Source organism: Flavobacterium granuli, assembly GCF_900129705.1.
In the GTDB taxonomy this organism is placed as follows: Bacteria; Bacteroidota; Bacteroidia; order Flavobacteriales; family Flavobacteriaceae; genus Flavobacterium; species Flavobacterium granuli.
The window spans coordinates 35,540-49,395 of sequence record NZ_FQWO01000010.1 but is presented as its reverse complement, the minus strand read 5'-3'; the positions used below and the strand labels follow the sequence as shown (position 1 = coordinate 49,395).

Sequence of the window (13,856 nt, the reverse complement as noted above, 5' to 3'; positions counted from 1 at the left end):
CGTTCAACATAGCTTTCATCATTCGTGCTGCGCACGCAACGAAAGATCAGATTTTAGCGGCTGCCTTTTTTTATTTAAATACTGATTATAGAATTTGCAACTCTTTTTTCACCACCAATTTGTGTAGTGTAAAATCTTTGTTCAATTCCCCATAAAACAAATTTCAAATCATCATCATTTTCAATTTTGAATTTACCATTTTCATATGTAACTTGTCCGTATGCATTTGTATAATCGTAAATAGCTATTTTTTCGTTATCTGATAACTTATTTAATGTTTCATTTACTAAAGCTATACGTTTTCTGTTTGGTATCGTAACTAGAATTGCACCATAATCTTGTGATACTTCAAGGAAATCATTTTCTAAAAAGGTTTGAGTTTCAGCTTCTGTTGCTTCTTTGTATAATTGATCCATTCCTTTAAAAATTTTTTGAGCTGATGTCAATTTTTTAAAGTACAAAGTGTCATTAAGCTTGTTGTAAATAGCATCTGCGAATGGATTTATTGTAATAATTGGTTTTTCAGTTTCTAATGTTAACTCATCAACTGAAAACCATTTTTTACTAATAAAGAAGCTTGAATTAATAATTTGAAAAAAATATAAATTATCTTGAACAGTACAAATAAAAGATAGTTTCTTTAAATCTACTTTCAATATTTGGTCGTGTTCAACAGTATTTAATTCATTTGTTAAAAAGTCTAAACAATATCCTGATTGTGAAAAATCAGTCAATTGATAAGTTTCTTCATTTTCGATTAAAGTTGAGGGATTATAATCTATACCATTTAGTATAAGTTCATCTGTGTTATATACTTCAGTTTCTGTTACAAGAACTCGAAACATTTTTTGTTTTCTTTTTACTTTTCCTAATATGTAGTTTGCCATAAATAATTTTTATAAGTCTATGAATGTATAATTGTTTATTCTCTTAAGATTTTCAAATCCATCTTCACCAGGAACTTTAAGTTTTTTTCTAGTTATTAAAAATATTTTTACATTAGAAGCTGTTTTTATGAAATAAAAATGATAGCCAAAAAATAAAAAAATCGGATTAAAGTAAAGTGTCTGCGATAAATATGTAAATAGATAAATAATTGCAAAAACAACAATTAGTGTTGGGACATCATCAATACCAAGTGAAACAAAAAAATATCCCAAATAGGTAGGTAAAAAATTGTTATTTGCTAATTCTATTTCATTAACAGAATTGCTTCTTAAAATATCTCTAGGTAATTTTAAAGCAATTAAAAAGCTTAAAGCAGTTAAAATTATTGGAATGAATACAAATATTGTCCAAGAATAATAAATGGAATAATTTTCTAGGATATTTAATATGTACTTTTCCTTTATTAGATAAACAACAACAATTAACCAAGTTGAATTAAAAGCTAGAAAAAGTTGATATAGATATTTCATTTTAATTAATTGATAATCATTTTTTTTTAAGTTTTATTTTCCTTAAGGTTGCCGCTAACTTGTATATAATATCAAGAAGTATCGCTTTTTTAAAGTTTTACTATAACTCAAGTAATATTTCTATGTCTGTAAATAAAATCTTTTTTAACTATTGTTACAATACCCACTTTTAGTGATATACTGAACAATTTGACAAAAATTAAAGTTGAGGACAACTTTCTACATTCTCTAATAGTTCTTCTTGCGATCAGTATAATGCAAAATATTAAAAGCTACATTTTAACTCTTCAGGTAAAGATTCTTGCTTCCTCTTTTCTCTTTCCTTAAAATACTGTCTTCGACTAGATTCCTCATAACTCCAGCAATCTCAGTTGATTTAACTGTGTTAGTAATTTCATTTATTCTGATTAGTTCTTCCCTTATTTCAGCTGTTGTTTTTCCAGCACCTAAAAAAGAAGTATTTACAATGTTCTTACGAATTTTCGCTGTCAATTTGGTAGCTTGTTTCCGCAAGGCAGATAATTCGTTCAAAGGCTCTAATTTAATTTTAAAATCAATTAGAGTCTCAAACGGGTACTCAACAGCTTTTGCGTACTCAACATAATTGTCAATATCTTTTGCTTCTCCTTTTTCAATTTTTATAATACTACTTTTAGATATGCTCGTCATTTCACCTATGTCTGAAATTGAAAAACCTTTCATAAGTCTATTTTTCTTAAGTTTCATCCCAAGGTTTATTCTATATATTGACGCGTTATTTTGCTTTTTTTCAAATTTGTGACTCATTTTAATTACTTTTTAATGTTATTTGGTGTTTATTTTGAAACTAATTTGCATTATTGAAATATTTTCTTATATTTGTATTAGCGAATTGATAATTAGCCTTTTTGGCATAATTAAAACGATGTTTTCTCGAGTCAAAACGACCAATTTTACTATCGAGAGTATCGTGAAGTCGCTCCATGTCATAAAGTTTCCTACTTTTGCAAACGGCATGCGAGCGGTTCTCACGTAAGCTTTAGATAGTAACTTTTTAGTCGAAAGATTATAAAGATGGGTTTGGTCGCCCTTGACTCTAAAGTGTGAGGCCGCTCCTTGCTTTTTTCTGCAAAGAACCTTCATACTACGAATTACATCGTTCCATAACCATAAACCTTTAAATTATGAGAACGATTTTTTTATGTATCAGCACGATCAAACCACCTTAACAACCTGCAACAAGCAAGCTGCTTTACCTTACCAAAACTCGAAACAACCATGGCATCAAGCCAGGAAAAAGCTAAAAAGCACTCTTATAAAAGACGCTTTCCCATCAGGATTGTAATCCAGATACGTTTACCCCTGTCTTGAAACATAAAAAAAGGAACTATATAAAATAATCCCTTTATAGCCAATAAAACCTAAAATGCCTTTGGCATCTAGATTGAAGCCTTTCCTCTTTAAACTCGCACTTTAAAAGTATTGTCTTTATTTCTATTTTCCAAATGATACTCTTAAGTTCGCAATATGTTTCAGTAAGGCCAGTAAAAGCAGCTTCTTAACCCTAAATCCTTAAAGCAGCATTCCCAGTCAGGAAAATACACTTTTCTGAACCGGTCGGGAATACCTATGCCAACTTTAAACCACTAACCCATGACCAATAACTAAGAAATACCTGCACCGATAGGTCCATTGAATAATCGCCTAGTTAATTTAATTTGAATTTGTTAGTAAAAGGTGCAGGTTATTAATTGTATCTAAATTCTAAAAAACCAAAATCCATTGCCTATGATAAAATTATAATATTGAGATTGCTTAGCTACGCGCTTCGCAACTCGTCTCAATAAAAAAAAGATCCTCCAACCGTCTCGACAACTGCATAGAGGACCAACGCTAACAAAACTAATGTTTCATTTAACTAACCAATATTATGAAAAAAAATTCATTAAACAAGGGATTGGGAGCACTTTGGTATCCGCTTATTTTCAGCTTTTACCTCTGTTTCACCCCTGCTCTAGCAAACAACAGACTGAGGCAAAATCAGTCGCTACAACAACAAAACCAAATAAGCGGTACCATTACTGATGGCATCAACCCCTTACCCGGTGTAACAATTTCTATAAAAGGAAAAGCTACAACCGTTACTATCTCTGACGTAGATGGGAAATATACTCTGAAAGCATCGCCCAACGACATTCTTGTTTTTACGTTCATCGGATTTAAAACCGTTACAATACCAATTAATGCTCGCTCCGTTTTAGACATCAAGATGCAAGAGGATGCTACTCAACTGCAAGAAGTGCGTGTTAATGCAGGTTACTATAGCGTTAAAGAAAGCGAACGTACTGGAAGTATAGCGAGAATAACATCAAAGGATATTGAGACGCAACCGGTAACGAATGTTCTTGCTACCATGCAGGGTAGGATGGCAGGGGTTAATATTACGCAACAGACTGGAACTGCTGGAGGTGGGTTTAACATCCAAATTCGCGGACAGAACAGCGTGAGACGAGGAGGCAACTCGCCATTATACATTATTGACGGTGTACCGTATTCAAGTGAGGAAATCGGGAGCGGAATGTCGATGTCAGTCATGTCGATGAATACTAATCCGTTAAACAATATTAATCCAACTGATATTGAAAGTTTGGAAGTTCTTAAGGATGCGGATGCAACGGCCATTTATGGATCGCGTGGGGCGAACGGAGTGGTATTAATCACAACCAAAAAAGGAAAGAAAGGTAAGACCCGTTTTAGCGCATCGGTAGCACAAGGAGCCGGAAGCGTTCCGCATTTTATGAAAATGATGAACACGGAACAATATCTTGCTATGCGTGCCGAAGCATTTGCAAACGACGGAATAACGACATATCCGGTAAGTGCCTATGACATTAATGGAACTTGGGACCAAAGTAGATCCACTAATTGGCAGAAAGAATTATTGGGAGGGACTTCAAAAATCACCAACATTAACGGATCTATTTCCGGAGGTTCTGAGCAAACCCAGTTTATGGTCTCCGGAACTTATGGTAAAGAAACAACTGTGCTACCTGGTGATTTTGGTTACAACCGGGTTAATGTGAGGACAAGCATTAATCACGCATCGACTGACCAACGGTTTAAGATTGCTTTTACCGGAGGTTATGGCATACAGGATAACAACCAGCCCTCTACCGATCTAACCATAGATGCTTGGCGACTTGCCCCAAATGCTCCCACACTGTATGATGCTGACGGCAATCTTAATTGGGAAAACAACACTTTTGAAAATCCGCTGCGTTACTTAAAAGGGTTATCGAAATCTAAAACCTATGACCTTGTTGCCAATACAATGCTTAGCTATGACATATTGGAAAATCTAAAGATAAAAAGCAGTTTTGGCTATACCGATCTCAATCATCACGAGAGTAGTACGTTTCCTTCTACAATGTACAGTCCAGCGGAAGGGGTGGGCAGTGAAGTTTCCAGTATTTATTACACGGACACTGCGCGTAAGTCTTGGATTGTTGAACCGCAGATTAATTGGGCTCCTGTATTAGGTTCATTAAAAACAGACGTTTTGATTGGAAGTACATTCCAAAGTCAGAATAATGAATCGCTATTTATGAATGGTTACGGATTTTCAAGCAATGACATGATCAATAATCCTGCTGCTGCGACCAGCCTTTCTATTTTGGGTTTTGATGAATCAATATATAAATATCAGTCTGTCTTTGGCCGGGCGAATTTTAACTGGAAGGAGCGTTATATTCTTAACTTGACTGGTCGAAGGGATGGGTCAAGCCGGTTTGGGCCAAGTAATCGTTTTGCATGGTTTGGTGCCCTTGGCGCAGCCTGGCTTTTCTCCCGCGAGAAATTATTGCATGGCAATAACGTACTGAGTTTTGGAAAGCTTCGTGCCAGTTATGGGACAACAGGAAATGACCAAATTGGGAACTACAAGTTCCTGAATACGTATACACCTAGTAGCACAACTTACGACGGGCTGATAGCACTGCAGCCTTCGCGCTTATATAATGCCAGCTTTGGATGGGAAACTAACAAAAAGATGGAAGTGGCACTAGAAACAGGATTTTTGAAAGACCGAATTTTCTTTACTGCGGCATGGTATCGGAACCGCTCCTCGGATCAATTGGTTGGTGTGCCGCTTCCCGGAACTGCTGGTTTTACTGAAATACAATCAAATCTGAATGCTGTAGTACAGAACCGCGGTGTTGAACTGACCCTAAACACAGTCAATATAAAAGGGAATGACTTTAACTGGAGTAGCATGATTAATTTTTCGACTTCAAAGAACAAGCTGCTTTCGTTTCCCAACCTGGAAAGTTCTACTTACCGAAATTCTTATGTAATTGGACAACCGCTGAACATTGTAAAGACTTACCACTATACAGGTATTGACCCAGAAACAGGTATCTATACTTTCGAGGACGTAAATGGGGATGGGGTGTTAACGGCAGCGGATGACAAACAAACCGTCAAAAACTTGAATCCTCTTTTTTTTGGAGGAGTGCAGAATCAACTGCGTTATAAGAATTGGCAACTGGATTTTTTGTTCCAGTTCGTGAAGCAAGAGAATTATGATATTCCAAAGACACTAGGGGTTCCTGGAATGATGACCAATCTAAGTACCGAGGTTATTGAACATTGGCAAACGCCAGGTGATATAGAACCTTCACAAGTGTATACTTCTGGAGCGAATGGTGCGGCTGTAAATGCGCGCTATCAATATACTGCAAGTGATGCTGGGATAACCGACACTTCTTTTATAAAGCTTAAAAATGTTTCCATCAATTATAAATTTCCGGAAAGGTGGCTCAAAAATGTAAACTGTACGGCTACACTTGAAGGGCAAAACTTGCTAACAATTACTCCGTTTAAAGGCTCCGATCCTGAATTTGTAGGTGTTGGATTTCTGCCACCACTTAGGATTATCACTGCAGGATTACAATTTAATTTTTAAACTATAAAGCACACAGATATGAATATCAACAACTTTTTTAATCCGTATCGTACCTATAATACAAGGGTTTACAGAATTCTTGTAATCATTGCACTATTGTTTATCACTTTTTGGCTCAAGAGCTGCGATAATTTTACAGAAAGTGATATGCCAGTTTCGGAACTAAACACCGCTGCTGTTTTTGAAGAAAAGAACACCGCTCATGCTGCTATGGTAAATGTTTTTGCAAAGATGCGAGAAAATGGTATGCTAACAGGAAAGACCAATAGCATGAGCAGGGAAATGGGATTATATGCCGATGAACTCACGTGGTATGGAAATAGCGCACAGAGCCCCGCCAACTTTTTCACCAATACATTAATCCCAACCAATGGAACTATAGCAGCATGGTGGAATAACTGCTATAGCCAGATATATTCCGCTAATGCCGTTATTGAGGGCGTGGCAAGCTCAACAAAATTGCTTCAGGCAGATAAAGACCAACTTACTGGTGAAGCCATATTTGCGAGGGCTTTTATACATTTTTACCTTTTGCAGCTTTGGGGTGATGTGCCTTACGTTACCGGCACAGATTATAAGGTTAACAGCACCGTCAGAAGGTTACCTATAAATGAAGTATATGCGAAAATAATTGAGGATTTAGAAGCAGCTAGTTTGCTGTTGGCTGAAGAATATAGGAGTTCTAACAGAGTGCGACCTAATTCGTATGCTGCTAAGGCGATGCTTGCAAGGGTTTATCTTTATGCAGGGAAGTGGGCGGAGGCAGCCAACAGCGCCTCTGATGTGCTAAATAATACGAAAACATACGTATGGCTTGCGGAACTAAATAATGTGTTTTTGAAGGAAAGCACGACCACCATCTGGCAGTATGCCGCAAAGACACCGACAAGGAATACTGATGAAGGGACGACTTTTATTTTCAACACGGCGCCCCCGACGGCCGTTGCGCTCACCAGTTCTCTAATGAACGCTTTTGAAAGCGGTGACCAGCGTAAAGCAAAATGGACGCGGTCAAGAATGGGAGGGGGTAATACTTACTATCATGCCTACAAATACAAAAAAACAGGCAGTGCTACGCCACAGACAGAATTTTCTATTGTGCTTCGCCTTGCTGAAATGTATCTGATACGTGCTGAAGCTCGGGCACAGCAGGGAGAGCTTATTGGTGCTAAGGAAGACCTGAATGTCATAAGGCATACTGCAGGTCTTGTAAGTACGACTGCTACTATAAAGGATGATATACTACAGGCGATATTGCGTGAAAGACGGGTAGAATTCTTTACGGAATTTGGACACCGATTTTTAGATCTAAAACGTTATGGAGCCCTTGATTATGCACTTCAAGACACTAAAGCTGACTGGCAAAGTACTGACTGGTTATTGCCATTACCACAGTCTGAACTTAACCTAAACCCGAATGTTGCACCCCAAAACCAAGGATATTAATGTGTACATCATATTACAATACTAACAAAAGTCTATTAGACAGTAGATGGCTGCCCGATTTTTTGTTACTTTTTTTTGTATTAGTCTCCTGCTCCGTTTTGGGGCAGGTAGTACAAAAGAAAATAGTAACCGAAGTGGATTATAAGCTATGGAGTTATCTGCAAGCTGAGGCAATATCAGATGACGGACAGTGGCTCAGCTACCGCAACTCTTACCATGATACCGATACGCTTTTCACAAGGCACATAAAGAACAAAAAAACATATCATTTTGTGCAGGGGCAGAAAGGTGTTTTTACAAGTGATGGTCGTTACCTATGCATCACTCCAGATGCTATTTTGCATATTGTAGATTTAAAAAGCGGGAGTGAGAAGTTATTGAATAACATTACGAGTTTTGAAATTTCCAAACAATTCATCATTTCCTTAAGTAAAAATGGTACACTGTCGATCTACAATTTGCAAAGCGTACTGCTTTATTCTCAAATGAATGCTATGGACTTTATTGTTAGCCCTGATAAAAAAGTTGTAGCCGCTACAATAAAGGATGATGCAGGCCAAAATGTAGTACTAATAGAACTGACAACTTTAATGCCTAGAAAAATGATTGCCCAGACCGATAAAGATACCTCTTTCAGTAATCTTACGTGGTCGAAGGATTCGAAATCTGTAGCGTGGGTAGGGTCTGGTTTTAAGTATTCAAAGCTTTATTATTACCATCTTACTGATGGTTCTATAAAAACATTTTCCAACACTGAAGCCATTTTTCCAAAAAACATGAATATCTATGCGTCAATGCCAATGAAGTTTTCGGATAACGGTAAGAGGGTGTTTTTTAAGATTAGGCAGTATAAAGAACTTAATGTAGTTCGTAAACCGAGCGATGTACAAGTATGGAATGCGCAGGAGAAATACATTTATCCAAGAATGATAGAAACCGAGCGGTGGACGCAAAGTCCGAAGCAGGCCATGTGGGAACCTGAGACGGGCCGCTTTTTACAGATTACGGATGTTGATAAACCATTTGGCGCATCGGCTGGGGATGAAAGCTTTGCACTCAAATTTAATCCACAAGACTATGAACCACAGAATAAATCGGAACCAGATAAAGACGTATTTATTATGGATCTTGCCATGGGCGAAAGTAAATTGATGCTTAAAAAGCATATTGGGGGACCTCATAACCTCCTAGCTTCTCCAGCGGGGAAGTACGTCAGTTATTTCAGTGAGGGGCAATGGTATGTTTACGATATTTCCAAAGGCAGCCATACAATGGTAAGCAAAAACCTAACTTATCCGCTTAGCGTTGAGAGTGATACAGAAAAGGACGAGGCAGGTTACGGCACCCCCGGTTGGGAAGTTGAAGATAAAAGTATGCTAATTTATGATGAGTTTGATATCTGGAAAGTAATGCCCGACGGCTCGAATCCAATGCGTCTGACCAATGGGAGGGAGCAGGGCATAAGGTTTAGGATTTTGCCACAGTCTAAATTGCAAAGACGGCTAAACGAGAGCAGAGTGATTACCAGTGGGGAATTTAATTTTAAGGACGAGTTGCTTCTCAGTGCAAGGTCGAGCGACAATTATTATACTGGATTTTATCTGTTGAGTGCAAAAAAGGGTCTGACAAAAATTTGCTATGGGAGTAAAAGAATAAGCGGGATTATGAAATCTGAGAATGGCATTTTTGCGTGGGTAGAGGAAGATGTGACCAGTCCGCGTCGGATTGTAGCAGGAATGATTGGCGGTAAGCCAAATGTTGTTGTAAACAGCAATAGCCATCATGAAAAGTTTGCTGAAACAAAAGTGGAGGTAGTACATTACAAAAACGGTAAAGGTGAACCTCTGAAAGGATTGTTGTATTATCCTTCAGGATACAATAAGCGTTTTGAATATCCTATGGTTGTGAATGTTTATGAAAAGCAGTCCAATCAGGTACATTATTACCGCAGTCCAGGGTTGGTGAATAATGATGGCTTCAATGTAACCAACCTTACATCAAAAGGGTATTTTGTACTTCTTCCTGATACTACTTATGAAGTAGGAAATGTGGGGTTTTCGGCATTGGATTGCGTGGAGTCTGCCGTAAAAGCAGTTTTATCAAAATCAATTGTCGACGAAAAAAAAGTCGGACTAATTGGCCATTCCTTTGGAGGATTTCAGACGAACTTTATCATTACACAGAGCAAGATGTTTGCCTGTGCAGTAGCAGGAGCCGCTACGTCAAATTTTTTGAGCTCTCATCTTTCTGTTTCAAAAAATCTGGAAATACCGAATTTCTTTATAATTGAATCCGGACAGGCAAGGATGATGGCGTCGCCATTTGAAAATATGGACATCTATCTTAGGAATTCGCCAGTAATGTACGCAAAAAATGTCAACACGCCTTTGCTATCTTGGACCGGGCAAGAGGACACACAGGTAGCACCTACTCAGAGTATGGAATTTTTTATGGCGTTGCGCCGCCTAGGGAAAACTCATGTGATGCTTGTCTATCCTGGCGAAGGGCATGAAATGCAGACTAAGGCTAATATGGCAGACCTGACACGGAAGATGGGAGATTGGCTGGATTATTACCTGAAGGGATTTCCTAAACCTTCATGGATTGATAGAAATTAAATAACAATGCAGCCTTTGGGCTGCATTGCTTTTTTAATCCTACATTGGTTTGTAGCCTAGTTTAAGACATTCACCGCTGTCATTATTGATCCACAATTGTGTTCCTGTAGGATCCTGTCCAACACGGCAAAGTGTTCCAGTGTTGTTTTCCTCACATTCATCGCTTTCAGAGCAGTTGGTTCCCTCTACATTGTTACGGATAAAACCACTAACAATCGTGCTCGCTGGTGCCGTATGTGTTTTAAAAGCACTTGTAGCTGCGGCTACAATTACCAGCATTGGTACAATTAATTTTTTCATGATAATAAAATTTATAGTTGCGGCTTACTCTATTCGCAGGTTTTCAGCCATCCCCTGATACCGGCCGGGTATTATATTTAATCATTTTTTTGCAGTGTTATATTCATTGGTAAACTTGTTTGGTACTTTGTTGACAGATAGGTACTTTCCGGAAAGCGCATACAGTTTGTCATCAATCACTTTAAAACTCCGCATTTTATTTCCATCTATATGGTAGATATACAAACTGCCGACATAAGTGTTGTCTGAAAGGTCATAAACATCTACAATCGAAGCATCTTCGAGCATGGTCTTGTCCTCGAACCTTCCTATACGGTCCGACTTTATAAAGAGCAGGTTTTTATAAATCGCCGTCGCTTTGTTGACGACAAGCGGTGGCTTTGCTATTTGTTTATCACCCGAGGACATTGTAGATAATGTTATGCTGGCGGTTTCAACAGTATCAATGGTTTTTCCCTGCGCCATCAATTGTAGGTTTTTATTAGTTGAGATGAATTGGTTTCTGTAATAAAAGATATAGTGAAGTTGATTAGAAAGGGTATTGTAATGCAGCATGCCATCTGTATCGAATATGCTGTTCAGTTGCGTTTTTAAAAGTGTTGTATTCTCTTTTAAAAGCCGTTTCTCCATAAGATTATATGTTGCAATCGTATTCTGTTTTTTAGTGAGACTTGTCAGTCTTAAGGCAATATTTAATGAGTCCATTGGCTCAGCTATTGTGAAGTATGGTATCTGTCCGCTTTGCCTTTTGGCTTTCCAATTATTAGTTTTTCCTTTGAAAATAGCTGGTACCGTACCATCAGTGATAAAAAAATATGGAGGTATGACGCTTAGTTTTATATCATGAAATGGCAGGTCGGGTTGGTCGGGCTCTATCCATGAACGGCTTTTATTTTTTAAGGAAGTGTCAATCAAAGTGACATAGGCTGGCGCAGTGACGTTGCCAAGGTATATTGTTTTACCATTGATACCGGCAAAATAATAGGAATTGATTTTGAGGTCAATTTTATTGAATGCAGGTTCAGCATGTGATGGAAAACGCCGTACAAAGTTGTTTCGTTTGTGAATAATATCTTCTGAAGTAAGAAAGAGAATGATAACGGATAGTGAAATAATCAGTCCACCACCCAAGATGGTAAGTGAAAAGGGCATTGGTCGCATAGAGCTAAGCCAATCGTCTGCACTGGTCCGACTTAATATCAGGGCAATAAGGGCAAGGAAAATGAAAACCAAGTTAAATACCAAATGTTCAGTCCAGCCCAAATCTTGGAGAATACCACCGCATGAGCAAGGGACGTAGGAACTATAATTTAGAATAATAAAGATGTATACCGTAAAGGCAATCATTAGACAAAATGCCGCATATAAACCAGTGATTCTCCATCGGGGAAAAATTAGCATTAGAACTATTATCAGCTCTAAAACGGGCACACCAGTAGCAACATACCCTGCAAAGGCGCTCAGTAATGGAGATTGACCAAGTTTAATACTAAAATCATGGTAATCCAGAATTTTACTAATTGCAGCATATGTAAAAAGGAATGCGTGCAAATAGCAAATTGCTATAATGATATTATTCTTTAAATTTGTTGTTGATTTCATTTTATGTTAGTTTGATACTGTAAAATTGTAAATAAAAAACTTGTAACGTTATGCAAATCAGGCATTTCGTTATTCATAAAATAAAATAGTGCAAAAGAATTAGGGCTGAAGACCTTCTTGAGGTCTTGAAATGTCACTTGGTTTGTAGCCAAATCTTTTTTTGAAGGCTTTGTAGAAATTAAGATAGCCTTTAAAGCCATTCAGAAATGCAATTTCTTTTAAAGAAACGGAAGTTTGCTGGATCATGAGATGTGCTCTTTTCAAGCGCTCCTCTTGATAAAAGTTATAAACACTTGTTTTAAAAAAAATTTTAAAACCATTTTTTAATATGTGTTCTTCAATAGCAAATATTTGTGCCAATTGATGTAAAGTGGGTAAAGGTTCATCCAGATGACTTAAAATATAATCATGTAAATTTTGTACCGCAGTCACTTCATGGTGTTTGCGAATTTTTGAACCAGAGAGACGATCGTTAATGTCGCGCATCTCTTCAAGTATAGTTGATACTGAACTTACAATTATTTCATCGCTGTATAGTAATCGTGATACCGTGCAAAATGATTGCATTAGGTGATTATCACCAGTAATGAAAATTAATTGCAAAGTAGTGGTGTTATTGGAGTTTTTATCTAATTCATCAAGAATACCATTCCAAAGATCTTTCGATTGCTGATCAATCAATTTTCCAAAATCGGTATTGACAATTGTATCCGGTTTATATTTAAGAGTGCGTGGCACCTCATTATTAAAATTCAATAAAACAAAATCATTGTCCAATACAAATGTCAATTGAATTAGATTTTGATACGGGTAGTAAGCGGTTATATATCCTGATGCCAGAATTATTTTTTGGAGATCTTCTGCAATTTTATTTAATGCTACAGCAATATTTTTTAATTCATCATTGCTATTATCATGGATGCGGAAGGTCATATTTCCAGTTGCCATTTCGAACAGCATTTGGTAAATACGTTTGATCCGGACCTGATTAAAGTGGTCTGACATAATTATATAATTTGAAGTGATTTGCTGGAGGAAGAAAAGGGAAAACCTTTGCAAACCTATCTAAATAAATTATACGAAGCTAAAAGTATAGTGTGCAATTCGGGAATTGAATAGGTGTTTTTTAGAGAAAAGTGAGAGATGAGCGGTGTCCTTCGACAAGCTCAGGATGATGGGAAATCGTGAGAAGTGAGTGGTGAAATGATTTTAAATTTCATAATCAAAGTGTAATTCTTGATACGTTGTATAATTGAGGTATGGAATAATAGGATTTATTGACTTTTGGCTTATGGGGATTTGCCGGAGATAGAATGTTTTTAAGTTTAGGAGGGATTACTATTATAGTGGTAGTTGGAAGAGTTGGAGGAGGGGGTGAAAAAGATGCTAGAGAGGTGTTTTTTTTGTGTATAATATTTTCTGATAATGTGGAAAACCGTAAAGTATTGTGAAAATGGTTTTGTATGTTTGGTGTAACACGGTTAAAAAGTTACAGTTTGACAGAAAGCCAGCCAAATACAAGTAGAATAA

The 13,856-nt window shown here is 37.2% G+C and carries 9 protein-coding genes; 3 read left to right on the top strand and 6 right to left on the bottom strand.

Features of this window, described 5'->3' with window-relative positions; all coding sequences use genetic code 11:
- Nucleotides 1-74 precede the first annotated feature (74 nt).
- The 3 genes from BUB25_RS12595 to BUB25_RS12585 all read right to left on the bottom strand — a co-directional run bounded on the left by BUB25_RS12595 (nt 75) and on the right by BUB25_RS12585 (nt 2,204).
- The gene (locus tag BUB25_RS12595) at nt 75-887 is read right to left on the bottom strand and encodes a hypothetical protein (RefSeq protein ID WP_072944910.1); all 813 of its coding nucleotides are present in this window, start codon (nt 885-887) and stop codon (nt 75-77) included.
- 9 nt (nt 888-896) lie between these two features.
- A complete protein-coding gene (locus tag BUB25_RS12590; RefSeq protein WP_072944908.1) occupies nt 897-1,418 on the bottom strand; it encodes a hypothetical protein in 522 nt (173 codons plus the stop codon).
- Between the two features lie 279 nt (nt 1,419-1,697).
- A complete protein-coding gene (locus BUB25_RS12585) occupies nt 1,698-2,204 on the bottom strand; it encodes a helix-turn-helix domain-containing protein (protein WP_072944906.1) in 507 nt (168 codons plus the stop codon).
- A 1,123-nt stretch (nt 2,205-3,327) separates the two neighbouring features.
- On the opposite strand from BUB25_RS12585, the gene BUB25_RS12575 reads away from it, so the two are divergent.
- From BUB25_RS12575 to BUB25_RS12565, 3 genes are read left to right on the top strand one after another with little or no spacing between them, the layout of a single operon-like run.
- Nucleotides 3,328-6,360, top strand: a complete 3,033-nt coding sequence (locus tag BUB25_RS12575) for a SusC/RagA family TonB-linked outer membrane protein (RefSeq protein ID WP_072944901.1) — start codon at nt 3,328-3,330, stop codon at nt 6,358-6,360.
- A gap of 18 nt (nt 6,361-6,378) precedes the next feature.
- Nucleotides 6,379-7,806 (top strand): RagB/SusD family nutrient uptake outer membrane protein, encoded by a 1,428-nt coding sequence (locus BUB25_RS12570; protein ID WP_072944899.1) that lies wholly within the window; start codon nt 6,379-6,381, stop codon nt 7,804-7,806.
- Nucleotides 7,806-10,424: a S9 family peptidase gene (locus tag BUB25_RS12565; RefSeq protein WP_084089584.1), complete on the top strand. Its 2,619-nt coding sequence runs from the start codon at nt 7,806-7,808 to the stop codon at nt 10,422-10,424. Before BUB25_RS12570 ends, BUB25_RS12565 begins: the two co-directional genes overlap by 1 nt.
- A 39-nt stretch (nt 10,425-10,463) precedes the next feature.
- Here BUB25_RS12565 and BUB25_RS12560 read toward each other — a convergent pair whose 3' ends face one another.
- The 3 genes from BUB25_RS12560 to BUB25_RS12550 form a co-directional block, all read right to left on the bottom strand.
- Nucleotides 10,464-10,724, bottom strand: coding sequence for a DUF6520 family protein (locus tag BUB25_RS12560; protein ID WP_072944895.1), 261 nt, complete (start codon nt 10,722-10,724; stop codon nt 10,464-10,466).
- A gap of 81 nt (nt 10,725-10,805) precedes the next feature.
- A complete protein-coding gene (locus BUB25_RS12555) occupies nt 10,806-12,326 on the bottom strand; it encodes a MauE/DoxX family redox-associated membrane protein (protein WP_072944893.1) in 1,521 nt (506 codons plus the stop codon).
- 99 nt (nt 12,327-12,425) lie between these two features.
- Nucleotides 12,426-13,331 carry a helix-turn-helix transcriptional regulator gene (locus BUB25_RS12550; RefSeq protein ID WP_072944890.1) on the bottom strand — a complete coding sequence of 302 codons (906 nt, stop codon included), beginning with the start codon at nt 13,329-13,331 and terminating at the stop codon, nt 12,426-12,428.
- Between the last annotated feature and the right edge of the window lie 525 nt (nt 13,332-13,856).